General features: G+C 54.6%; 18 protein-coding genes and 1 other RNA gene. 9 read left to right on the top strand and 10 right to left on the bottom strand.

All coding sequences use genetic code 11. The features are described 5' to 3' along the window. Positions 1–411: 411 nt before the first annotated feature. Both PV433_RS00365 and PV433_RS00360 read right to left on the bottom strand, forming a co-directional pair. Positions 412–1,671: an MFS transporter gene (locus tag PV433_RS00365; RefSeq protein WP_332070245.1), complete on the bottom strand. Its 1,260-nt coding sequence runs from the start codon at positions 1,669–1,671 to the stop codon at positions 412–414. Between the two features lie 17 nt (positions 1,672–1,688). Next, positions 1,689–2,984 carry a multi antimicrobial extrusion protein MatE gene (locus PV433_RS00360; protein WP_442951458.1) on the bottom strand — a complete coding sequence of 432 codons (1,296 nt, stop codon included), beginning with the start codon at positions 2,982–2,984 and terminating at the stop codon, positions 1,689–1,691. Between the two features lie 282 nt (positions 2,985–3,266). Here PV433_RS00360 and PV433_RS00355 point away from each other — a divergent pair, with 282 nt between their 5' ends. From PV433_RS00355 to PV433_RS00340, 4 genes are all read left to right on the top strand, one after another. Further along, positions 3,267–3,581 (top strand): hypothetical protein, encoded by a 315-nt coding sequence (locus tag PV433_RS00355; protein ID WP_332070243.1) that lies wholly within the window; start codon positions 3,267–3,269, stop codon positions 3,579–3,581. Between the two features lie 219 nt (positions 3,582–3,800). After that, positions 3,801–4,880 (top strand): tetraprenyl-beta-curcumene synthase family protein, encoded by a 1,080-nt coding sequence (locus PV433_RS00350; protein WP_223836676.1) that lies wholly within the window; start codon positions 3,801–3,803, stop codon positions 4,878–4,880. A 55-nt stretch (positions 4,881–4,935) separates the two neighbouring features. Then, a complete protein-coding gene (pfkA, locus tag PV433_RS00345) occupies positions 4,936–5,901 on the top strand; it encodes a 6-phosphofructokinase (protein WP_332070242.1) in 966 nt (321 codons plus the stop codon). 698 nt (positions 5,902–6,599) lie between these two features. Next, entirely contained in the window at positions 6,600–7,592 is a 993-nt protein-coding gene (locus PV433_RS00340; RefSeq protein WP_332070241.1) for an aldose 1-epimerase, read from the top strand. 304 nt (positions 7,593–7,896) lie between these two features. Here PV433_RS00340 and PV433_RS00335 read toward each other — a convergent pair whose 3' ends face one another. Then, entirely contained in the window at positions 7,897–8,334 is a 438-nt protein-coding gene (locus PV433_RS00335; protein WP_332070240.1) for a peroxiredoxin, read from the bottom strand. Between the two features lie 223 nt (positions 8,335–8,557). On the opposite strand from PV433_RS00335, the gene PV433_RS00330 reads away from it, so the two are divergent. Beyond that, positions 8,558–9,097 (top strand): NADPH-dependent FMN reductase, encoded by a 540-nt coding sequence (locus PV433_RS00330; RefSeq protein WP_332070239.1) that lies wholly within the window; start codon positions 8,558–8,560, stop codon positions 9,095–9,097. Positions 9,098–9,171: 74 nt separating this feature from the next. Here PV433_RS00330 and PV433_RS00325 read toward each other — a convergent pair whose 3' ends face one another. Further along, positions 9,172–9,750, bottom strand: coding sequence for a hypothetical protein (locus PV433_RS00325; protein ID WP_332070238.1), 579 nt, complete (start codon positions 9,748–9,750; stop codon positions 9,172–9,174). A gap of 191 nt (positions 9,751–9,941) precedes the next feature. Further along, a complete protein-coding gene (locus PV433_RS00320) occupies positions 9,942–11,108 on the bottom strand; it encodes a putative glycoside hydrolase (RefSeq protein ID WP_332070237.1) in 1,167 nt (388 codons plus the stop codon). 177 nt (positions 11,109–11,285) lie between these two features. Between PV433_RS00320 and PV433_RS00315 the strand changes: the two genes are divergently transcribed. Beyond that, a complete protein-coding gene (locus tag PV433_RS00315) occupies positions 11,286–12,458 on the top strand; it encodes an MFS transporter (protein WP_332070236.1) in 1,173 nt (390 codons plus the stop codon). A gap of 36 nt (positions 12,459–12,494) precedes the next feature. On the opposite strand, the gene PV433_RS00310 is transcribed toward PV433_RS00315, so the two are convergent. From PV433_RS00310 to PV433_RS00295, 4 genes are all read right to left on the bottom strand, one after another. Next, the gene (locus PV433_RS00310) at positions 12,495–12,683 is read right to left on the bottom strand and encodes a hypothetical protein (protein WP_190931097.1); all 189 of its coding nucleotides are present in this window, start codon (positions 12,681–12,683) and stop codon (positions 12,495–12,497) included. A gap of 203 nt (positions 12,684–12,886) precedes the next feature. Then, entirely contained in the window at positions 12,887–13,714 is an 828-nt protein-coding gene (locus PV433_RS00305; protein ID WP_332070235.1) for a YitT family protein, read from the bottom strand. A gap of 155 nt (positions 13,715–13,869) precedes the next feature. Continuing rightward, positions 13,870–14,652 carry a DUF4247 domain-containing protein gene (locus PV433_RS00300; RefSeq protein ID WP_332070234.1) on the bottom strand — a complete coding sequence of 261 codons (783 nt, stop codon included), beginning with the start codon at positions 14,650–14,652 and terminating at the stop codon, positions 13,870–13,872. Between the two features lie 17 nt (positions 14,653–14,669). Next, on the bottom strand, positions 14,670–15,209 hold the full coding sequence (locus PV433_RS00295; protein WP_190931094.1) for a DUF4178 domain-containing protein: 540 nt from the start codon (positions 15,207–15,209) through the stop codon (positions 14,670–14,672). Between the two features lie 415 nt (positions 15,210–15,624). On the opposite strand from PV433_RS00295, the gene PV433_RS00290 reads away from it, so the two are divergent. The 3 genes from PV433_RS00290 to ssrS all read left to right on the top strand — a co-directional run bounded on the left by PV433_RS00290 (position 15,625) and on the right by ssrS (position 18,822). After that, positions 15,625–17,244, top strand: coding sequence for a DEAD/DEAH box helicase (locus tag PV433_RS00290; RefSeq protein WP_332070233.1), 1,620 nt, complete (start codon positions 15,625–15,627; stop codon positions 17,242–17,244). Positions 17,245–17,710: 466 nt separating this feature from the next. Then, on the top strand, positions 17,711–18,541 hold the full coding sequence (locus PV433_RS00285; RefSeq protein ID WP_332070232.1) for a YesL family protein: 831 nt from the start codon (positions 17,711–17,713) through the stop codon (positions 18,539–18,541). Between the two features lie 97 nt (positions 18,542–18,638). Further along, positions 18,639–18,822, top strand: a non-coding RNA gene (gene ssrS, locus PV433_RS00280) — 6S RNA. Between the two features lie 870 nt (positions 18,823–19,692). Here the strand turns inward: ssrS and PV433_RS00275 are convergent. Further along, positions 19,693–20,580 (bottom strand): AraC family transcriptional regulator, encoded by an 888-nt coding sequence (locus tag PV433_RS00275; RefSeq protein WP_332070231.1) that lies wholly within the window; start codon positions 20,578–20,580, stop codon positions 19,693–19,695. Between the last annotated feature and the right edge of the window lie 108 nt (positions 20,581–20,688).

The raw sequence follows: 20,688 nt of genomic DNA, 5'->3' as shown, positions 1-20,688 counted from the left end.
GACATCGAATATGGAATGCAGCCGGAACTTCCGGTGCTCACGTAGATCCCACTACGCTCCGCTCTCATTTCCTAGCTTCATCCCGTCTTCTCGGTGCTGAAAACCGGACTTTTTGAACTCGCACTATAAGTAACGGCGTCCTCTGGTGTGCCAGACGGGCGCTGTTTTCGTTTACGCGGTCATAGGGGGCCTGGACAGCTGCCTTTTCAAGTCTTGATACAAGGAACGATAGGCACTAGAAGGGAAACCGTCGTGAACCGATTGGCCAAAGAGTGAGTGATAGAGAGCGGAGAGGGATTGGTGACAACGCTTACAATAATAAAAATATGAAATAAAGAGCAGGGGAGTCGGTAGAGGCGACACGAGATCGGAGAGGGACCGGTCCTCCGAACCGCCCGGTACAGAGGAGACTTAAGAGTGTCTCCTCTGATACAGCGACGTCAGCAGGAAGCCGAAACAAGCAAGCACGGCGGAAAAAGCGGCGATCCGGTACATCACCGGAGCTCCCCAGCCGTCGAATACCCAGCCGCCGACGATTCCGCTGGCGAGACCGGCGAGGCACGACCAGACGATATTATAGATCGCCTGACCGGTTGCCCGGAATTGATCCGGAATGAGCTGCTGGATGTACCGCAGCGCCGTCACGAGAAAGATACCGAACGTGACGCTGTGCATGAGCTGGAGCGGAATGATCCACAACGGATCGGACACGATGCTGACCAGGAAAAACCGGACCGCGTAAAAAAACGAGGCGATCATCAGCAGCGGCAGCTCCTTGAAGCGGTGACCGTTTTTGCTGAGCCAGAAAAACATCGGAATCTCGCTCAGGGAGGAAGCCGTCCATGCCCAGCCGATGACCGTATCGCTTGCTCCGAGCTCCCGCATCGTCAGCGCCAGGAAGCCGTCGTTCGTCCGGTGGGCGAACGACATCGTAAAGATCAGCGCCAGAAACAGCAGCAGCCGCGGCTGCCGGATTATATCGAAGAAACCGGAGAAGCTGATAGCGCCCGTAGGGCCGCCCGACCGGTCTTTCAGAAAAAACGCGATGCACAGCGACAGCGAGATCGTGCCGATCGTGAACAGGATCGTATGCTCGACGCCCACCGCATGCAGAATCGTTCCGAAAGCGAGCGAGGAGAAAGCGAAGCCGAGCGATCCCCATACGCGGAAGCTGGCGTAGCTTTTGCCTGTACGCCGGATCGTAAGCAGAGTGAGACTGTCGTTTAATCCGTTAATGGGCGTAAAAAAGAAATTGTACGCGACCATGACGACATACAGCCAGGCGATCGTATCCATCTGCGATAAAATAACGGTCGTCAGCAACTGCCCGCACAGAATGACGATCAATACTTTGCGGATCGTCTGCAGCTTGTCGCTGGCATATCCCCACACGAGATTGGCGGCTATGCCGATGAACGGTCCGATCGCATAGATGGTGCCGATCTGCAGCTTCGAATAGCCTTGAGCGCTGAAGTATAACGGGAAAAAAGAGACGGTCAGCGCCATCGTCATGTACATGACAAACGAAAACGTCCGCATCGTCCGTTCGTCGCGAACGGTCGGCAGCGGATCGTTTCCGGCCGTCTTGGGCCCGGGAGCCCCGGCTGCGCTCTCTTGCGCTGCCGCACCGGATTCGCGGGTAACGGTACGTTCCTTCACTTCCGTAGTCATGGGACAAGATCCTTCTTTCACAGCGTTGTACCGGCTCCCCGGCTTATTCCGGGAGACTGGGCGCGGATCGCGAATGCGACTACCGCGAGCTCGGCGGCCAGACCGAGCGATTGTGCCAAGGCGCCGATCATACCGTTCCAGGCTGGCGCGTTCAGGACGCACAAAATCAGCCCCGTTAACGTGACGGCGACGTTGGCTGATTGCGAGAACAGCATGATTTTCGTCTGGCCGCGAAGCATGACGATGCCGTTGCAGAAATCAAGCCACGGGAAGATCAGCGCCAGAAACATAAAGACGCGCAGCGTATGCAAGCTGGCTTCCATCAGACGTTCGTTCACGCCCATCACATGCTCCATAAACCACGGACCGACGCCGGTATAAGCCAGGATGCCGATCAGAAGCGTCGGAATGAAGCCGCACAGCATAACGAACCGGACCGCCAGCGCCGAGTCTTTCCGGTAGAAATTCAAAACGATTTGATGCATGTACGAGAAAAAGCTGGTCACCAGCTGCGTCAGACTCGCGGCAATCGCAAACGAGGCGATCGCCAGCTCGATGTCCGACGTTTTGCCGAGCATCGCATTAATGGCGGGGCCGACGATGACGGCGATCAGGGAGGAGAGCAGCAGCGGGCGGTAAAATTGGAAGATTTGCCCGGTCTTTTCGATCTCGTGCCCTTCCTTTTTGAGCGGCAGGCTGCGGGCCAGCCGGCTCCCCTCGATATAGCTTACGGCCGCCTCGATCGCCATCCCGACGAGGAAGATTACCGCTCCGACCTGGCCGCTCGTCACATTACCGGTATGAATGTAGTACAGCGATACGAGATACATCGCGGCGAGCCTCACAACCATCCCGATCGTCAGCCATTTCGTGCGCATGTTGCTGATGATGATGCCGTGGTACAAACACCGGATGCCCGAAAAGATGCTGACGAACATCAAAACCCGGTAGACGTCGATAATCGACTGCAGCATCGAATCGTCCACACCGAACAAGCGCAGAAACAACAGTTCGCCGGCCGGCGAATAAGAAATCATCAGCCCTGCGGCGAACATGCCGATCAACAGACAAACCGCCACATTGGTCATCGCCTTGAACGAGGTCCGGTCGCGCACGAGCGCGGAACACGTCTGGCGAAGCAAGATGGCGGGTCGTTCGATAATCCCCAGCATGCTCAGTCCGATCGCATAACTGGCTATGATGGTTTCAGGACTGGCGGAGCGGGCGAGCGTGCTGTTGATGATGACGTGCGAGATCGTAACTAAGCTGGCGGATAGGCCCAGCGGTATAAAAAAAGCAAAAAGCTGCCTCATGGTCAGCCGCCGTCCAGATTCGGGTTGGGTCATGATATGCGTTCTCTCCAGACTCAGGCCATGCGCGAAGCTGCCTGCTACTAAGTACGCGCTCGTAAGGCGTCTTGCAAAATGTTCCTTCCACTTATGTACTAGTATAAGACGGATTGCCCCGAACGCCTAGCAGAAAATGTTGACACGCGCCATTTTCCTGCCTTGCTGTGAACTTTACGCTTGGCGGGAAAGCTTGCCGCATGTTAAATTAATGTTCAAGAGTCGTGTTGCCTGGAGGCGTAGGTAAGGATGAAATACGAATTCGTGTACGACGAGCGACTCGGCATCGGGCTGCCGGTGCTGCACTATGCTTGGGAAGCGTTGACGGAAGCGGAGAGAGCCGAGCTGCTCCATGAATGGGAGCGGGTCCGGGGCCGGATTCCGGACCGGATCATGCAGCTCGAGAAGACGATTGTGGAGAAGCAGAACCGGCTCAATACGGAGGACGATTTTCCGACCTCCTGCCGGCTGAATACCGAGATCGCCGAGCTGGCGAGCTGCATTACCGATCTTCATTTGTGGTTCCGTGCGGATCAGGACGTATCGGTTAAGGGGCATTATTAGGAAGTTGGGTGATTTTGTACTATAATATATGGGGTAATGATGCAATTTGCCGCTATGTCGGTAAATTGTCATCAGGCGCGATGCAAATCTCCGCATCGACTGGAGAAATGCATCATAGATGCAATTCATCGGCTATAGTTATGAAATGCATCATAGATGCAATTTACCTTTATTTCGGTAAATTGTCATCAAGACTAGCGTGGAGGATCGCCGCAATTGATGACGACAAGGCGTAACAGTCAAAAAGTACCCCGAAACCCTCTAACTCTGATGCACCGATTATACCGGCATGTGTTTCCGAGCGTAAGAAGCGAACTGCAGCGTTGGCGCGAGACGGCCGAGCGCATGCCCGACCCCGAGCTGCGCAAGCAGGCGATCGACAGCATTACCCATAAAGAGTTTCATTGCAAGGGCGGGGCAGTATACGCGGCCGCCAATTTGCCGATGCGCCACGTGTTGATTCCGCTTATCGTCGCTTTCCAGACGATCAGCGATTATTTGGATAATTTATGCGACCGCAGCACCTCGATGGACCCGGAAGATTTCCGGCTGCTTCACCGTTCGATGCTGGATGCGGTTGATCCGGACGCTCCGCTCGCCGACTATTACGCACTCCGGGAGGAGCGCGAGGACGGCGGGTACCTGCACGAACTCGTCCGTACTTGCCAAGCCTGCATCTCCCGCCTGCCGTCGTATCCGCACGTCCGCGACGGCATCAAGGAACTGGTCGGGCTGTACGGCGATCTGCAGGTGTACAAGCATATCCGGCACGATTTGCGCGAGCAGGAGCTGATGAACTGGTGGGAGAAGCACCGGCCCCGTTTTTCGCATTTGCGATGGAACGAGTTCGCGGCTGCAACCGGTTCGACGCTTGGGGTGTTTTATTTGTTTTTGGCCGCTTCCGGCGAGAGGCTCACCGCCGAACGTGCGGAAGCGATTCACAAAGCTTACTTTCCGCATGTATGCGGGCTGCACATTTTACTCGATTATTTGATCGACCAGGATGAAGATTTGGCGGGCGGGGATTTGAATTTCTGTTTTTATTACGAGAACGGAGAAACGACCGCCCGGCAAATCGCAGTCATCGCGGAACGGGCCCGGAAGGACATTGTCGGTCTGGACCATCCGCAGTTTCACCGGATGATTATCGAAGGGCTGCTGGCCCTCTATTTATCCGATCCGAAAGTAAGGGAGCAAAAGCAAGTGCGGGCCATATCGCGCCAGCTTATGAAAGGCAGTCCGCTTATGCGCGTCTTCTTCTGGGCCAACAGCGTATGGATCCGCAAGGCGTCCGTTTGACGCAGCCGGACCTATGACCGACTACATGGGACTAATCGAAAGGGGAACATGATGTATGACAGTTAAAAAAATTGCCGTATTGACAAGCGGCGGCGACTCGCAAGGGATGAACGCAGCCGTTCGCGCGGTGGTGCGGAGCGCGATCTACCACGGTCTGGAAGTGTACGGCGTTCAGCGCGGGTACTACGGGCTTATTAACGAAGATATTCGTCCGATGGATTTGCGGAGCGTCGGCGATATTATACAGCGTGGCGGAACGATTTTGCAGACGGCCCGCTGCAAGGAGTTTTTGACCCCGGAAGGCCAGCAGCTCGGAGCGGACAATTTGCGCAAGCATGGGATTGACGGCCTCGTCGTTCTCGGTGGCGAAGGTTCGTATCAAGGCGCAAATAAATTGAGCAAGCTGGGAATCCGTACGATGGGGCTGCCGGGCACGATCGACAACGATATTCCGTTCACGGACGTGACGATCGGCTTCGATACAGCTGTCAGCATCGTCGTTGATGCGATCAACAAGCTGCGCGATACGATGAGCTCGCATGAGCGTTCCTCGGTCGTAGAGGTGATGGGCCGTCACTGCGGAGACATCGCCCTGTATGCAGGACTTGCCAGCGGCGCCGAAACGATTCTCGTACCGGAAGTGCCGTTCGATCTGGACGAGGTGGCGAAGCGGATGGAAGCCAACTTCCAGGTCGGTAAACGCCACAGCATTATCGTGATCGCCGAAGGAGCGGGCAACGCACAAAGCGTGGCCGACCGCATCAAGGAATCGAACGGGATCGACGCACGCGTAACAGTGCTTGGCCATATTCAGCGCGGCGGTACGCCGACACACAATGACCGCATCCTGGCTAGCCGTCTCGGCGACTTTGCGGTGCGTCAGCTGATCTCCGGCGATTCCGGCAAGGCGTGCGGCGTCATCAAAGGCGAGCTCGTCACGACCGATATCGACAAAGTCGTTCATTCCAAAAAAGAAATCAACCGCGAGCTGTACGAGCTTGCGCTTCGTTTGTCGCAATAAGCGGCGGATGGCACGGGTTGCGCGGGCACAGTAGCTGTAGTGCCAGCAGCTTGCTGGAACAGGACTGGCGAGGGGTTGCCCAAAAGGTATTTTGCAATGTATGAGCCCCGCTTCAAAACGATATTCCGTGAAGAATAAGGACCTCGACCTCCGTTTTACCGCGGAACTTGAGGTCCTTTCCTTTGGAAATCGGGATGGGGATGTTCCCATGTCGTGCGGACGCTTTTGTGGACAACCCCTTTCGTCTGCGGGCAATCTGGTCTTTGGGCAGTCATCCTGCGGCTGCCGGGCTACGCGTTTCCTCCCCGGGCTCTTATCCTGCCGCGATAGGCCAAAAAGCGCCAAATAAGAGTGGCAAACCGCTCTTAATCGGATCACCGTCGCGGCTAACTACACCGATCCGGCACCCGCCCGGGCATCCCACCCCCGCTCAAACTCCAATATCCGCACCACCTTCACATCAGTAAGCCGACCTGTTTTCTCACGCGCTTCTGTCAGGCCTTATTCCGCCATCCGCTTCCAATCGCCGGTCGAACGCCTGCCCCTTTCTTTTACAAGAACGACCCAGTTCCCGCATAGCTTATCCTATTCTTTCTCTAGCAAGCCGGCGCGCTTTGGATTATAATGACTACCATATCCCGCATGTCGGACTACCAGCCGGCACACATAGCGGGGAGCCCCGGGAGGAGTCGGTCGCAATGTCGAACGCTTATGAAGGTACTTATTACGGAGAGAGAGCGATATGGCTGAGGTTCGGGCCGTACGAGGCAGCGCTGCTTCCCGAAGTTGGCGGCAATCTGGTCGCGTTTCGGGACGCGGAGAACGGGTACCGCTATTTGCGGGAGCCGGAGGCGGACGAGATGGAAGCGTTTAAACAAAGACCGATGGTGCATGGCATTCCGGTGCTGTTTCCGCCGAACCGGTACGAGGACGGCAACTTTCCTTGGAACGGACAAACGTACAAGCTCCCCGTCACCGAGCCGGGCCGGAACAATCATATTCACGGCTTCTTCTACAATATCCCTTGGCAGGTGGACGATTACGGCGCCGATGACGGTTCCAGTTATGTAGTCGTTGCGCAGCGGGTCGACGAATCACATCCGGCCTTTGCATATTTTCCTCATAAATTTACGATCAAAATCCGTTATTCGCTTAGCAAGGACGGGCTCACGCAGGAGACCGGGGTGCGCAATGACGGCTTGCAGCCGATGCCGTGCACGCTTGGCTTCCATACGACGGTAAACGCTCCGTTCGCGCCGGGAAGCACGCCGGCCGATTGTTCGTTCCGGATGACGGTAGGCGAGCGGATCGAGCTGAACGGGCGGATGCTGCCGACCGGACGACTCTCGCCGCTCGATGCGGACGAGGAGAAGATGCGGGGTGCAGGCACGACGCCGTATTTCACATCGCTCGACAACCATTATACAGCGGTCCCGCAAGGCGGCCGCAACGTCATGGAGCTGACCGATACCCGGCTGAACGTCAGGCTGGTTTACGAGGCGGGCTCGGCGTACAAGTTCTGGATGATCTATAACGGAGGCGGCCAAGGCGGTTTCTTCTGTCCGGAGCCTCAGACGGGGATGGTGAACGCGCCAAGCGCCCCATTTTCCGCCGAAGAGACCGGACTCGTATCGCTCGCACCGGGAGAAGTGTGGCAGGAGACGAGCCGGATGTACGGCGAATCTTGCTGAACGTATACAGGCGCCACCTAGCAAGCCGTCCGGATCGAGCCGGGCGGTTTTGCTTTTTTCAACAAAGAGGCGCGGCCGCTGTTCACGAAGAAATAGAAGCCGTCCCCAAAGTGTCGGCATGACACGGAAACATCCCGATATCCAAACTAAATTAAACGAAACGAAAGGACCTCAAGTTTCACTGAAAGGTGAAGGCCTGAGGTCCTTTTCTCATGGAAAACCGGTTCTAGATGGGGCTCGACTAATCGCTATATGACGATTGAAACAGCCCTTTCTTATTACGTCTGCGCACGTTCCAGCCGCATCAGGCGCGACCAAGCGCCGCGACAATTTCTTCCGCGGACGGGCTGCCTTTCCGGGCGAAAGCAATCTTCCCTTGCTTGTCGATCCCGTATACGACCCGCTGCTGGAGAAACAGACCGAACATCTTGCCGACCCCATACATTTTGCGGATGGAGCCGCCTTCGTCGACGGCGATCGGAAAGTCCAGTCCGTGATTCGCCGCGAACTTCCGGTGAGCGTCCATCCCGGCCGGATTCACGCCGATGACGACCGCGCCGATCGATTCGTACTGCTTCTTGCTGTCCCGGACCGCGCACAGCTGGGCGGTGCAGCCCGGCGTTTCGTCCATCGGGTAAAAAATAAGAACGACGGGCCGTTTGCCGATCAGCTCGCCCAGCTTAACGGTTCCTTGCGTGCTCTCCGCCTCGAACAACGGGGCCGGTTCGCCTAGTTGCAGCATATGTTATCCCTCCGGTCTGGAAATGAACTCTTGCCTCTCCATTATACTACTCCCGTACTAAAACGTGGGCAAGCAGGTGAGGAACGAGGACACGGTAAAAGTCGAAAGCGAAACGCGGTATCCGTAATCGATCGGACGGCGAAGGAAGGCGGCTCTTTCCATGAACCAATAAAAGGAATATAATAAACAAAAAAGTATGTAATATCGGAGAGGAGATTCCAGCATGAACGTAACCATACTGGCAGGGAGTAACAAGAAAGCGTCCACCAGTACGAAGCTGTGCCGGTATTTATCCAGGCTGCTTGAAGAGAAGGGATGCCGGGTCACTTTGTTCGATCTGTATGAGCGCCCCGTACCTCTGTTCACACCGGATGACCGGAATCCTCCTGACGAGAATCTGGCCGCACTGAAACAAGCGATGCTGCAGGCCGATGCCATCGTATTAAGCACTCCCGATTATCACGGAGGTATCTCCGGCGTCCTGAAAAATGCGATCGATCATCTCGGCTTCGATCATTTCGACAGCAAGGCGGTCTTATCCGTCTCCTCGACCGGCGGTGCTGTCGGCGTCAGTCCGCTCCAGCAACTGCAGGTAATCGTCAGGGGCGTTCACGGCGTCAATTGCCCCGAATGGATCTCCATCGGCGGAGACAACCGCCAGTTCGACGCCGAGGGCGAGCCGGTCAACCCGATGGTGAAGGAAAGAGCGATGAGAACAGTCGCCTATTTCGTCCAGTTGGCGAACGCGCTGCGCAACCGTTGACAACAAACGGATGAACGAAACAAAGCCGCTTCCGTCACTGGAAGCGGCTTTTGTGCGGGTGCTGCAGGTTTCCGCTAGGACTTTTTCCCGCGAAACTCTTTCATAAACAAGTAAGCGCCTGCAATCAGCAGCAATGCGCCGCCCAAAGCCGCATTTACCGTAAACAGGCCGTCCCACCAGCCGCCGAAAGCCGACAGCGAGCAGAAAAAGACGACGGCGCCGATAAAACCGAGCATCAGATTGCCGCCGCTCGAGTTTGGATAAGCGTAGCCGGCATACGGGAATCCGTGGCGAATCGCCCGGTTGATCGCATCGGTCTGATGAACCGCGTCGAAGACGTTGTAGAAATAAACGACCGGAATAAGCAGTGACAGCAAGGTGACGGGAAGCACGTTGTTTTGTACCGGGCCGTCGGCGAAAAAAACGATGGCGACGATGTCGAGCGCGAGCAGCATCATGATGGACATACCGCGAACGACGGCGCCGAGATACATTTGCCCGGTTCCGGGAATGAACATGGACAATACTGTGGCGACAAACTTGCTCTTCGGTTTTACCGGATCGATCGGGAACGAATAAGCTCCCGGTCCGCCTTGATAAGGGGGGACGTGCTGCTGGTGAGCCGGTCCTGATTCGAAATATCGGTCGTTCATGGATCGCTCCTTCTTTCCGTCTATGGGTTTGATACCAGCTTACCCGTACCGGCTTGCCGCGAAAACAGACTGGAGACGGTTTCCGGACTGGACTAAAGTCGGGCAGTGTTCGTGCAGCCAGCCGAAGGGCCGCCGGAAGCGACCGCAGACAAGCAATCCCGCCGCAACCCGGCGCGCAGCTAGCGCCTCGTTTACCGGTAATCGACTCCAGGCGTGTACGTGTTGCCCGCGTTCCAGAGCAAATATTCATGAACGCCGTTATCGTTCAGAGCGCGGATCTGCTCCTCCAGCTCGCGCTTGCCGTAACGGATATATCCTTTCACCCATGAGGCGGTAAAGTCCTGAATCCAGGGGCGGACAACAGGCTTAAGCTCCGCCAGCGGTTCGAGCTTCTTATTCGTATCGATCATGGCACCGTTAATCGTAACGTACGGAGCGGCGTCCGGCACCTTGGAGCCGTACCATCCCGTGCTGTAATGACTCGGATAGATCATGGGAGAGATCACATCGACATACTTCGATATTTTCTCGAAGTCCTGCCCGATTCCTTCGGCGGCCGGTACGGAAGCGGCATAGCCGAAAATATCGACCGAGACGCGTACCCCGTACGGAGCGAGCTGCTCGCGCGCATACTGGACAAAGTCGGCGACGGCGTCGATTCGCGTCCGCTCGTCCTTCGTATAGTTCAACTCATCGGCCCGTTTCTCGAACCCTTCGGGAAACCGCACATAGTCGAACTGGATCTCCTTAAAGCCTGCTTTGGCCGCTTCCTTGGCGACGGCGATGTTGTAGTCCCACACTTCCTTGCGGTACGGGTTGACGAAGCTGTCTCCCGGATTTTTGCCGTTCGTCCAGACCGTCCCGTCCGGGTTCTTAAACGACAGCTCCGGCTGCCGGTTCGCCAGCACCGTATCCTTGAAGACGACGACCCGTGCAATCGGGTAGATGTGATGATCGTTAAGTTTGGCAATAAGTCCCGGCATATCGGAAATGATCTTTTTGGTCGTGTCCATCGCTTCCAGCTGTTCGTTCCCGGTCGGATACGTAATATACCCGTAATCGTCCTTAATATCGATCACGAGGGAATTCAGCTCTGTCTCGTCGATCAGCTGGAGCAGCGTTTGCAGCCGCGCCCCTCCCGCGCTGTGCGCAGTGGCGTAGACGCCTTTGACAAGCGGAGCGTCCTGCTGCGGATCGGTCTTGCTGTATGCGCCGCCGGGCGGTGTCCCGGCTTGCGCGGCCGCGGCCGGCCGGGCCGAATCGACTGCGGCCTGCAGGAGCTGCTCGATCGGGACGTCGTCCGGAGTGCCGGATGCATTGCCGCAGATCAGAAGCCACGCGGCCAGTAATAGTTCCATACCTCTCGTCTCCAATCCGAAAAATCCGATTTCTGGACCTTCATTATACGGGAACCCGCGAACGAATCCCAGAGGATTTTGTAGGATTATGTTGAAAGAAGACGGCTGAATCGATTAGGATTAGAGAGGCGTGTCCGGAGAGGCAGGCATTCATCGAAGGTGAGGACGGATGGATTCATGACTAGACAGCTATTCGCCGTAAAAGGGGTGCTGTTTTCTTTTTATGCGCTGCAGGCGGTATTGCTTCCCTATTTGCCGGTTTATTTCGGAATGAAAGGTTATACGCCGGTGCAAATCGGGTGGCTCATGAATATCGGTCCGTTTGTGGCGATGTTTGCGCAGCCGGTATGGGGTTATTTAAGCGATAAATATAATACGATCAAGCGGATCATCGGTCTGTTATGGCTGTTTACGATACTGGCGAGCGTGGGGTTATTCCTGTCGGGAACGTTTGGACTGGCCTTTTGGTTTGTGATGCTGCTTTATTTCTTCATGTATCCTTCGATTCCGCTGCTCGACAGTTTGGCGATGAAATCGATTCGCGGGACGAAGCATTCGTACGGAGCGGTGCGGTCGTGGGGCTCGGCGGGCTTCAGCATCGTGGCGATTTTGTCCGGCTATATGCTGGCCTGGATCGGCGGAATCGAGAAGATCGGTTATTTGTTCTGGGCGCTGTGGCTCGTTCCGTTCGCGCTGCTGATGTTTCTCAAGGAACGTGCGGGACAGGAGCAAGGAGGGAATGCGGATACGCGCATCCGGATTCAAGATATCGGCGTTCTGCTTCGCAACCGGATGTTTCTCTGGTTTCTGATCATGATCCTGATCGTCTCGATTCCGCACCGTCTGAACGACGTATGGTTTACGCTGCATCTGGCCGAACTCGGCGCTCCCGATACGTGGTTCGGCTTGGCGTGGGCGGTCGCTTCCATCAGTGAGACGCTGGCGTTCGCCTGGCTTGGCCGTCATCTCCATAAATATCACGAGCTGGCGGTGCTCGGCCTGACCTCGATTCTGTACGCCGCCCGCTGGGCGGCATATGCCTGGATCGACGATCCGTCCGTGCTGATCGCGCTTCAGGCGTCGCACAGCTTCACCTTCGCTTTATTCTGGATGGCGACGATCCAATACGCCGTCCGTCTCGTGCCTTCGGAGATGGGTTCGACCGGACAAGCGATCGTCTCCGCCGTATTTCTCGGACTGGCGGGACTTCTGGGCGGGGTGATCGGAGGGTGGTTCAAGCAGGAGTGGGGAGGCGGCAGCATGTATATGTTCGGGGCCGTCTTAAGCGCCATTGCCGCTATGCTCCTATATGCCACTCACCAGTACCGCCGCAGCCGGGGATGGAGCTGACGGTAGATCGGCGGCAACGCCAAAAAAGACGCCCTTTCAATGAAGCAGGGCGTCTTTTTGATATTCGGAGATGCTGTACTTCACAATGTCCAACGCGTCGTCTTTCTCAAGTGCGTCGAATCCGTAACGGAGCACGATGTCCATGTCCAGCTCGGATGTTTTCAGGCAAGGGTACATGTCAGGCGTTAATTTCATGACAATCCTGGATAATTTGACCGTTTCCATGAGCACCACACCTTTCCGCGTTTTTTCTCGAATCGGTCTTACGACGATCGGCCAAAAAAAAACGAAAAGAGTACACGTTGCTGAGCGTTCATACCAGAACCTATGAAATTACAAGTCCATTATACCACAAGTCCATTCTCTTTGCGTCCTTTTTACAACATTTTCCTGAGTCCAAAATTACGGACCCGGCATACTTTCCCATTTCACTGCAATTTGCGGAATTCTCCGATCACGGCGACTGTCTCGACGATGTTGACGAACGCCTTCGGGTCCGTTTCCTTAATAATTTTGCGCAGTTCGGCCAGCTCGTACCGGGTCGTCACCGTCATCAGCATCTCATGCTGGCTCTGGCTGTAGGCGCCTTCGGTTTTGATCACGGTCACCCCCCGGGGAAGCGCGAGCAGCCGGCCCGCGATCTCTTTCCTTTTGCTCGTCACGATGAATGCGGTCACTTTAACATGACGGATATGAATCGTATCCACGACGAGGCCCGCTATGAAAATGGAGAGCATCGAGCATAACGCCAAGTCCCAGTTCAGCATAAAACCGAGCGCCAGCACGACGGTGCTGTTCAGGATGAATAGGATCATACCGAGCGGATAGTCGCGCCTCCGGGTCAGGATTGAGCCGATGATATCGAATCCGCCCGACGAGCCGCCTGTTCTAAGCGACAACCCCGAGCCGAGGCCGAGCAGGCTTCCGCCGAACACGGCTCCGATAATCGGATCGCTGTTAATGGATATGTCGGGGATCAGCTGCAAAAAGACGGTTGTTGCCAGTACCGATACGATGCTCAGCACAATGAACCGCTTGCCGATGACGATCCAGCCCCAGATCAGCACAGGCAGGTTGATCAGAAAATATAACAGGCCGATGTTCCAGCCGGTAAAATAGCCGACCATCATCGAAATGCCCGACAAACCGCCGCTTAACAGCTGATGGGGAATAAGAAACAAATTGAAGCCGGCTGCGATAAGAAACGCTCCGAGCGTCATACGCAGCAAATCGTACAAATCGCTCAATCGAACCATAGCTAGTCCCTCCATATGATGTAGTGTTCCACAAGGTCGGCGGTTGCCATACTAAAAAACACCAACAAAGCAGTGCCATGGCTTCGATGCGGATTTTGGCGCTTTGCGATCTGTTCCAAAAAAAGCCCCGGGCTATTACGCCCGAGGCTTGTAACTTATCTTTTTTTGCTGCTGAAGCTGCCGGAACGTTTGGAAGTGCTCGGCTTGCTCGACGATTTGGTAGAAGGCGTCGAGCCGTCGCTTTTGCGGACGCTGCCCGAATTGGAAGACGACCAGCTTCCTGAGCTTTTCGTGCTGGAGCTTCCGGTGCTTGTGCTTGGCTTGCTTGTGCTTGACGAGCCGCTTGCCGGAGGAGTCGTGGACGCAGAGCCCGATCCTTTGGAACTGAACGATCCTGTCCGGTCGGTCGTAGCCGGTTTCTTTTCGTCGGTCTTGGAGGATGACGAAGATGAAGGCGGCTTGGCTGTGCTAGAGCTGCTGTATCCTTTGTACGGCTCCGGATATTTTTTGTAGCTGGAGCTCGACCAGTCGCCGCCGAGTATCGATTGGATAATAGCCGCGGTTACGAACCCTTCCAGGAAGGAGGAGTCGTAATGCTGCTTGGCATATTCGATCGAGTTGACCTCAATCAGCGTATTGTCCGGATGATCCGGGTTTTTCTGCAGATTGACGATGCGGTTGTCGTACATGAGAAACATTTGGTCCGGATCTTCTTTGCTCGTTTCCTGAGGTTTCTCCTGGTCCGCTATTTCTTTGGCTACCTCGGGAACCGTCTTGCCTTCGGCCTCGTACACTTTCGCCGTTGTTTTCCCTTTGCCGTCTACGCTTACGAGCGGGTACGAGTCTTTTACATAGTTGGCCGCATTGGCACATCCGGACAGCAGGGCGACGACGAGCAGCAAGCTAACCCAGGTCGTCCAGCGGTTCCAACGGATCATAGCTGTTCACTCCCGCCTTATGGTTTGGATTTCATGATCTTCACTTCGCCGGACGGGATGCGCGTTCCTTCCATGGCGACAAATTTACCGTCCTGCCACTGCAAAAAGAAATGCGAGCTGTTGTCGGCGAAATATTTCCAGATCAGCACCTGGTCGCCGTTGCGGAAATCGGTGTTGCCTTGCGTCAGCGTCCGGTCCGTGCGGTGATGCTCCAGATCGTACGTCATATTGCCGTCCACCTCGAGACGGGTCGGTACGTCGTTCGGGTCGTCCAGGCCGCCTTCGAGAAATTTGCACATGAAGCAGTCGTAGCTTCGCCCTTTCTCGACGAGCAGACAGTGGATGTCGCGGCCGCTTTGCAAATAATAAGCATACCGGTGAGGCGCGTATCCCGGATCGGCATAAGAGACTTTACCGGAGATGACGAATTCCTCCAGATCGACGTGCGCGATATCTCCCACCGACGCGCCTTCGAGCGGGTGAATATTGGACTGGGGCAGAGGCTGCGGTTCTTTATGGCTTCGGATCAGATTGCTGATTCGTTTGAAAATGGACATGGGATTCTCTCCTTTGATCGCGTTCGTTCGGTCGTGTGCCTGAATACTTAAACGGTAATACGACGCAAAGGGCGAAATGGTTTCGCGGAGAAAAAGCAAATCTCGACAATTCGCAGACCCTTGCAGGGATACAAAAGGATGATGGAGAGCATACTGGTTGAAAAAAGCTGGAAATGGCCTCTTCGCTTATGATATAATGCTATAGATATTCTTAAGTTCGGCTGCGAATGGATGAGTAGGCGATGGGAAGACCGCTCATACCTTTTTTCTGGTAAAGAGATCCGCATATGATCCCCGTATGAAACGGGTTAAGGGAAAGAGATACTAAACCATCGGATAGACAAAGTCGCGCTTAAGGGTAAATCAAAATTTCGAGGGATCTAGATACCCTAGGTAAAAAAGGAGTAGAAGCAATTTGAAATTGTTCAGCGAGTTTGGCTTGGACACTAAAGTACTGCGTGCTATTACAGAAATGGGATTTGAGGAGTCGACTCCGATTCAGGAGAAGACGATTCCGCTCGCCCTGGAAGGCAAAGATCTGATCGGTCAGGCGCAAACCGGTACAGGGAAAACGGCCGCATTCGGCATTCCGCTCGTGAGCCGTATCGATCCTCAAGAAGAAAAAATCGTCGCGCTCATCATGTGCCCGACGCGGGAGCTGGCCATTCAGGTAGCCGAGGAGATCAGCAAGCTCGGGCGGTTCAAAGGAATCCGCTCGCTGCCGATCTACGGCGGTCAAGATATCGTGAAGCAGATCCGTGCGCTTAAGAAGAAGCCTCAGATCATTATCGGAACGCCGGGACGTCTTCTCGACCATATCAACCGGAAAACCATCAAGCTCGACAGCGTGAATACCGTCGTGCTCGACGAGGCCGATGAAATGCTCGATATGGGCTTTATGGACGACATCCAGTCGATCCTCCAGCTCGTTCCGTCGGATCGCCATACGATGCTGTTCTCGGCTACGATGCCGGAGAATATTAAACGGCTTGCGAAGCAGTTCCTTACGGAGCCGGAACACGTTTCGGTGATCCCGAAACAGGTCAGCGCACCGTTGATCGCCCAAGCGTATATCGAAGTACAGGAGAAGCAGAAGTTCGAAGCGCTTTGCCGCCTGCTCGATATGGAAGCTCCGGAGCTTGCGATTATTTTCGGCCGCACGAAGCGCCGGGTCGACGAGTTGTCCGAAGCGCTCCAGAAGCGCGGATATTCGGCGGAAGGTCTCCACGGGGACTTGTCGCAGAACCAGCGTGACAACGTTATGCGCAAATTCCGCGACGGCAGCATCGACGTTCTCGTTGCGACGGATGTCGCCGCTCGGGGACTTGACGTATCGGGTGTAACCCACGTTATCAACTTCGACCTGCCGCAAGATCCGGAAAGCTACGTTCACCGGATCGGCCGTACCGGACGGGCAGGGCGCGAAGGCGCAGCCTGGACGTTCGTTACTCCGCGGGAGATCGACCATCTGCACTTTATCGAGCGCGTAACCCGTCACCGCATCGCCCGCAAGCCTTTGCCAAGCATGGCCGAAGCGATCGAGGGCAAGCAGCGCGTAACGGCAGAGCGCCTGATCGGAACGATTAACGACGATAACTATGCCGAATATAAAGCGACCGCAATCCAACTGCTCGAGCAGTACGATTCCGTTCAGCTGCTTGCAGCCGCAATGAAGCTACTGACCGGAGACAAGAAGGAAATCGACATCGAGTTGACTCCGGAAGAGCCGCTCCGCGCCAAAAAGCGCCGTCCGGACGTTCGCAACTCGGGCCGCAAAATGCCGGGCTCGTATGTGCGCGACGGGCAAGGCCAAGGCGGCTACCGCCGCAGCGGAGACCGTCCGTATTCGGGCGGTGGAGGCGGCTACGGAGACCGCGGACGCCGGGACAGTAGAGGCGGTTATGGCGGTGGAGGCGGCTACAGCGGCGGCGGACGTGACGACCGCAGCTACCGCGACGGGGAGCGGGCGCCTCGCAAGTATGACGATGCGAACCGTAAACCGAAACCGACGAATTCCGATTTCGTGAACAACTGATCCTCATAGGAAGGCCTGCCCGTTAAAGGCGGGCCTTTTTTAACGCCGTGGATGTTATTTTTGCGATTTTTTTGCGAAATGGTGCTGCCGCAGGTAACATTGCCGATTAAGAGCGGTATGCTGCACGGATTCAACGCCTATATCATCCTTTTATGCCCATTGTGAATATACGACATGATACAGGCTGCTTTCAGAAACTGATCTCAAGAGCCGGGAAGTATAGTTTTCTTTTCAGCGAAGCTGAACACGCTTCCGCTCGCGAGAAAAAGCTTTCTTATACGCAGAGCCTGCGTCGCGGAAAGTTTGCTCAGAGCATTTTCGGTATATCGTATATTCGTGCCAGGATGATGCAAGGCGATAAGAGCGGACGAGCGAACCGGGCCGGGACCGGACGGTTCCTTCCCTTTTCGGAAATATGATAGTATTATTATAAGTATTGGACAAGGAGTCGAAGGGGGACGTCAGCTTGGAATTTCGCGGATTAATGGGTGGATTGTACCGGATATCGGAATGGATTATGCGGCTGTCTGTCATTAACGTGCTGTGGGTAATCTGTTCGGTTCCGTTTTTTTATTTGGTTTTGGCCGGTTTGATCGCGACGATGGAGACACCCCAATATTTGGGGCAAGCGCTCGTTATGGTAGCGATCGTTACGCCGTTTACGTTATTCCCGGCTACGGCCGCCATGTTCGCGGTCGCCCGCAAATGGCTGACGGGAGATGCGGATGCGCCGCTGTTTAAAACGTTTTTCCGCAACTACAAAGAGAACTATTTGCAGAGCATGCTCGGCGGTTTGCTGTTTATATTGTTCGGGACGCTCCTTTACATCAACTATACGTTTTATTTGCGGCAAACCGGCTCGCTCAGCTTGCTGGCGATGCTGTTTATCGTTCTCGGCATGATCATGCTTGCGGCGATGTTCCACTTTTTCTCGATTATGGTTCATTTCCATATGAAGTTTTGGCAGATTATCAAAAATTGTATGCTTATCACGATCGGCAATCCGATCATGACGATTTTTTTGATGGTTGGCAACGGGGTTATTGTATATGTCAGTCTGTTCCAGTACACGTTCCTGATCCCGTTTTTTATGGGAAGCCTGATGGCTATCGTGTCGTTCTGGACGTTCCACCGGATCTTCGACAAGATGAAAACGGTGTCCGAGAAAAAGCAGCTCGAAGAAGAAGAGGCCGAGGCGGAAGCCCAGAAAGAGCTCAACAGCGCTTCCGAAGTCGAAGCCGATTCCGGTACGGCCGGTACAAGCGGCGCGAAGCCGCAGGACAAAATCAATCCGTGATTTTTGAAGTTTCTTTTTTGCCGAAAAGTCCCGAGGTTTACTTTTCGCCCGGATGCGCCTATAATATTAGCTAGTAGCGGTAACCGCCTACGACCAACAAATCCTGCGATGTACGTTTCGATTTCCGACTTGTTTTGAACCAATGAGTGTTTCTAGGGAGTTCAATATCGTTCGTCCGGCTGACATGCCCTCAAAAGGGGACTTCAAAAGGACGGCTGCGGACACCCACCTGCGAGAGCGGGTTTGAAACAGGGGAATCGGACGGCATATGCGGGTTTTTTGTTTGCTTATTACTTCCATATTATGGGTGTAATCTTTGCTCTAGAACGAAATAAGATTAAGCTTCGCTTCTTTTTAACGAACAGCTGGCTTCCGTATCCGAGGGAGGCCAGTTTTTGTTTTCAAACGCCGAAATGTATAATGCGCCAGGATGAACAATGTGTCAGGATAACAATGCGCCAGGATGAACAATGTGCCAGAATGTACGAGGATTACACCGAAGCTGAACTCGTGCCAGGAACACATTCCTGCTCGGCTGGATGAATCTTCCCGGAAGTAGTGGAAGTTTAAAAATTTTCCCTGAAGAATCGAATCGCAGGCATTTTACTCAAAAAAAGCCAAAACAACGCCAACTTGCACCCATTCCTGCGGTTACGCAAGGATACGCTCTAGCTCTATTAACCAGCTTTGCGGGCCAAAAGCCTACAACAGTCTGGCGTACGCAGAAATGTTACTGGCAGGGAGCCTTCTCATTTTTTAAGCAACAAGAAAAATTAGCTCCATATCAGTGGCATTCGTCGTGGAAAAGCTTCGTTTCATCGAATCCAAGCTTTTTCTCAGAAGAATGGTTAAGTGCTTTACCGTGTTAGAGCCAAGATGAACCTGGAATTCAAGCTAAACCATGCTCTAACGGACATGGTGGACGCTATTTCGCTAATAAACAGTTTTTTTAAATGTAACGGTCACCACAGCGCACTTATTTACTCCGAACCACCTCCAAAAGGGACGTTTCCCATCAAGTAAGTGCATCTATGTCCGTTAGAAATCAAAACGTTCGAAATTCACCGTAATAACGGCCGCAGTGTCCGTTAAAGTTTTTGTTCGAATACACCGTTTCGTTTTGCCTCGGACGATTTTCTTTAACGGTTTACTTACAAAATCCGGGCTTGCACTGTTTTGGCGTATTCAGTCGGGGTCATGTCCGTCGCCGACTTGAAGTGGCGGGAGAACGTATGGATGCTGCTGTAGCCGAGCCGTTCGGCGATTTCGGTGAAGTTGTACCGTTCCTCACGGATGAGCAGCTTGGCTCGTTCGATCTTTAAGCTTTTGTACGTTTTCATAACGCCGAACCCCAGCTTATCCTTAAAAAGCGCGCTAAGCCGAGATTGCCCGACATGAAGCCGGGAACACAGCTCCTCCAGAGTAAGGCTGGCGGTGATTTGCTGCTCCATAGCCGCGATCGCCCGCTCCAGCAAGTCGTCGTCGCTTCTTTCCTTGGCGGCGGAAGACAGCCGGGTCGACTTGGGGAGCGACTCCCCGCGCGCAGCCAGGGACAGCAGCAGCAGCTCCAGATGGATGCGAAGCAGCTGCTCCGATCCGAGCGGAGCGTCGTCACGCTTCACCAGATCGTGAATCCGCAGCTGGTCGAACGGCGGCAAATACGTCGCGAAGCCGTGCTTGATCACGCTGGCCATGTAATTGCGCTCCTGATCGTTCAGGCAAAAAATTTTATTCTCAAACGCCGCCATCGAGGCCGAACGGCATTCGAAACAGACGACAATCACGTTCGGGCCGATTTTCCGGTTGGCCCAGACGGAATGAAATTCGTCCGGCTTGTGAAAGATGAGCTCCCCTTGCTGCAGCACGAAGCCGACCGAATCGGCCATCACCTCGATTTCCCCTTTATCGACGTACAGAAGCTCCCAGAAATCGTGCTGCTCTCCCTCGAAGAAGAAATCTTTGGCGAATTCGAAATAATGAAGCGAGATCAGGTGCGTGACGTTGATCGTATCGGTTAACGGTATTTTTTTGAATTCCATGCGGGCCCTCCATCAAGCGCCGGTTGAGCGGGAATACGGCAAAACGCCCAGCTGGTCTTATCCCCATCATAGTAGATTACCCGGAAGCCGGAAAGCCCGGAAGCGCAA

It is taken from the genome of Paenibacillus sp. GYB004 (genome assembly GCF_036577605.1).
GTDB lineage: Bacteria > Bacillota > Bacilli > Paenibacillales > NBRC-103111 > Paenibacillus_AB > Paenibacillus_AB oceani.
Note: the sequence above shows the minus strand (reverse complement) of the source record. Positions and strands in the feature narration are given on the sequence as shown.

Bases quoted from the DNA above. Each gene is read 5' to 3' on its own strand.
- PV433_RS00365 (WP_332070245.1), bottom strand. From the start codon at position 1,671: ATGACTACGGAAGTGAAGGAACGTACCGTTACCCGCGAATCCGGTGCG.
- PV433_RS00360 (WP_442951458.1), bottom strand. From the start codon at position 2,984: ATGAGGCAGCTTTTTGCTTTTTTTATACCGCTGGGCCTATCCGCCAGC.
- PV433_RS00355 (WP_332070243.1), top strand. From the start codon at position 3,267: ATGAAATACGAATTCGTGTACGACGAGCGACTCGGCATCGGGCTGCCG.
- PV433_RS00350 (WP_223836676.1), top strand. From the start codon at position 3,801: ATGACGACAAGGCGTAACAGTCAAAAAGTACCCCGAAACCCTCTAACT.
- pfkA (WP_332070242.1), top strand. From the start codon at position 4,936: ATGACAGTTAAAAAAATTGCCGTATTGACAAGCGGCGGCGACTCGCAA.
- PV433_RS00340 (WP_332070241.1), top strand. From the start codon at position 6,600: ATGTCGAACGCTTATGAAGGTACTTATTACGGAGAGAGAGCGATATGG.
- PV433_RS00335 (WP_332070240.1), bottom strand. From the start codon at position 8,334: ATGCTGCAACTAGGCGAACCGGCCCCGTTGTTCGAGGCGGAGAGCACG.
- PV433_RS00330 (WP_332070239.1), top strand. From the start codon at position 8,558: ATGAACGTAACCATACTGGCAGGGAGTAACAAGAAAGCGTCCACCAGT.
- PV433_RS00325 (WP_332070238.1), bottom strand. From the start codon at position 9,750: ATGAACGACCGATATTTCGAATCAGGACCGGCTCACCAGCAGCACGTC.
- PV433_RS00320 (WP_332070237.1), bottom strand. From the start codon at position 11,108: ATGGAACTATTACTGGCCGCGTGGCTTCTGATCTGCGGCAATGCATCC.
- PV433_RS00315 (WP_332070236.1), top strand. From the start codon at position 11,286: ATGACTAGACAGCTATTCGCCGTAAAAGGGGTGCTGTTTTCTTTTTAT.
- PV433_RS00310 (WP_190931097.1), bottom strand. From the start codon at position 12,683: ATGGAAACGGTCAAATTATCCAGGATTGTCATGAAATTAACGCCTGAC.
- PV433_RS00305 (WP_332070235.1), bottom strand. From the start codon at position 13,714: ATGGTTCGATTGAGCGATTTGTACGATTTGCTGCGTATGACGCTCGGA.
- PV433_RS00300 (WP_332070234.1), bottom strand. From the start codon at position 14,652: ATGATCCGTTGGAACCGCTGGACGACCTGGGTTAGCTTGCTGCTCGTC.
- PV433_RS00295 (WP_190931094.1), bottom strand. From the start codon at position 15,209: ATGTCCATTTTCAAACGAATCAGCAATCTGATCCGAAGCCATAAAGAA.
- PV433_RS00275 (WP_332070231.1), bottom strand. From the start codon at position 20,580: ATGGAATTCAAAAAAATACCGTTAACCGATACGATCAACGTCACGCAC.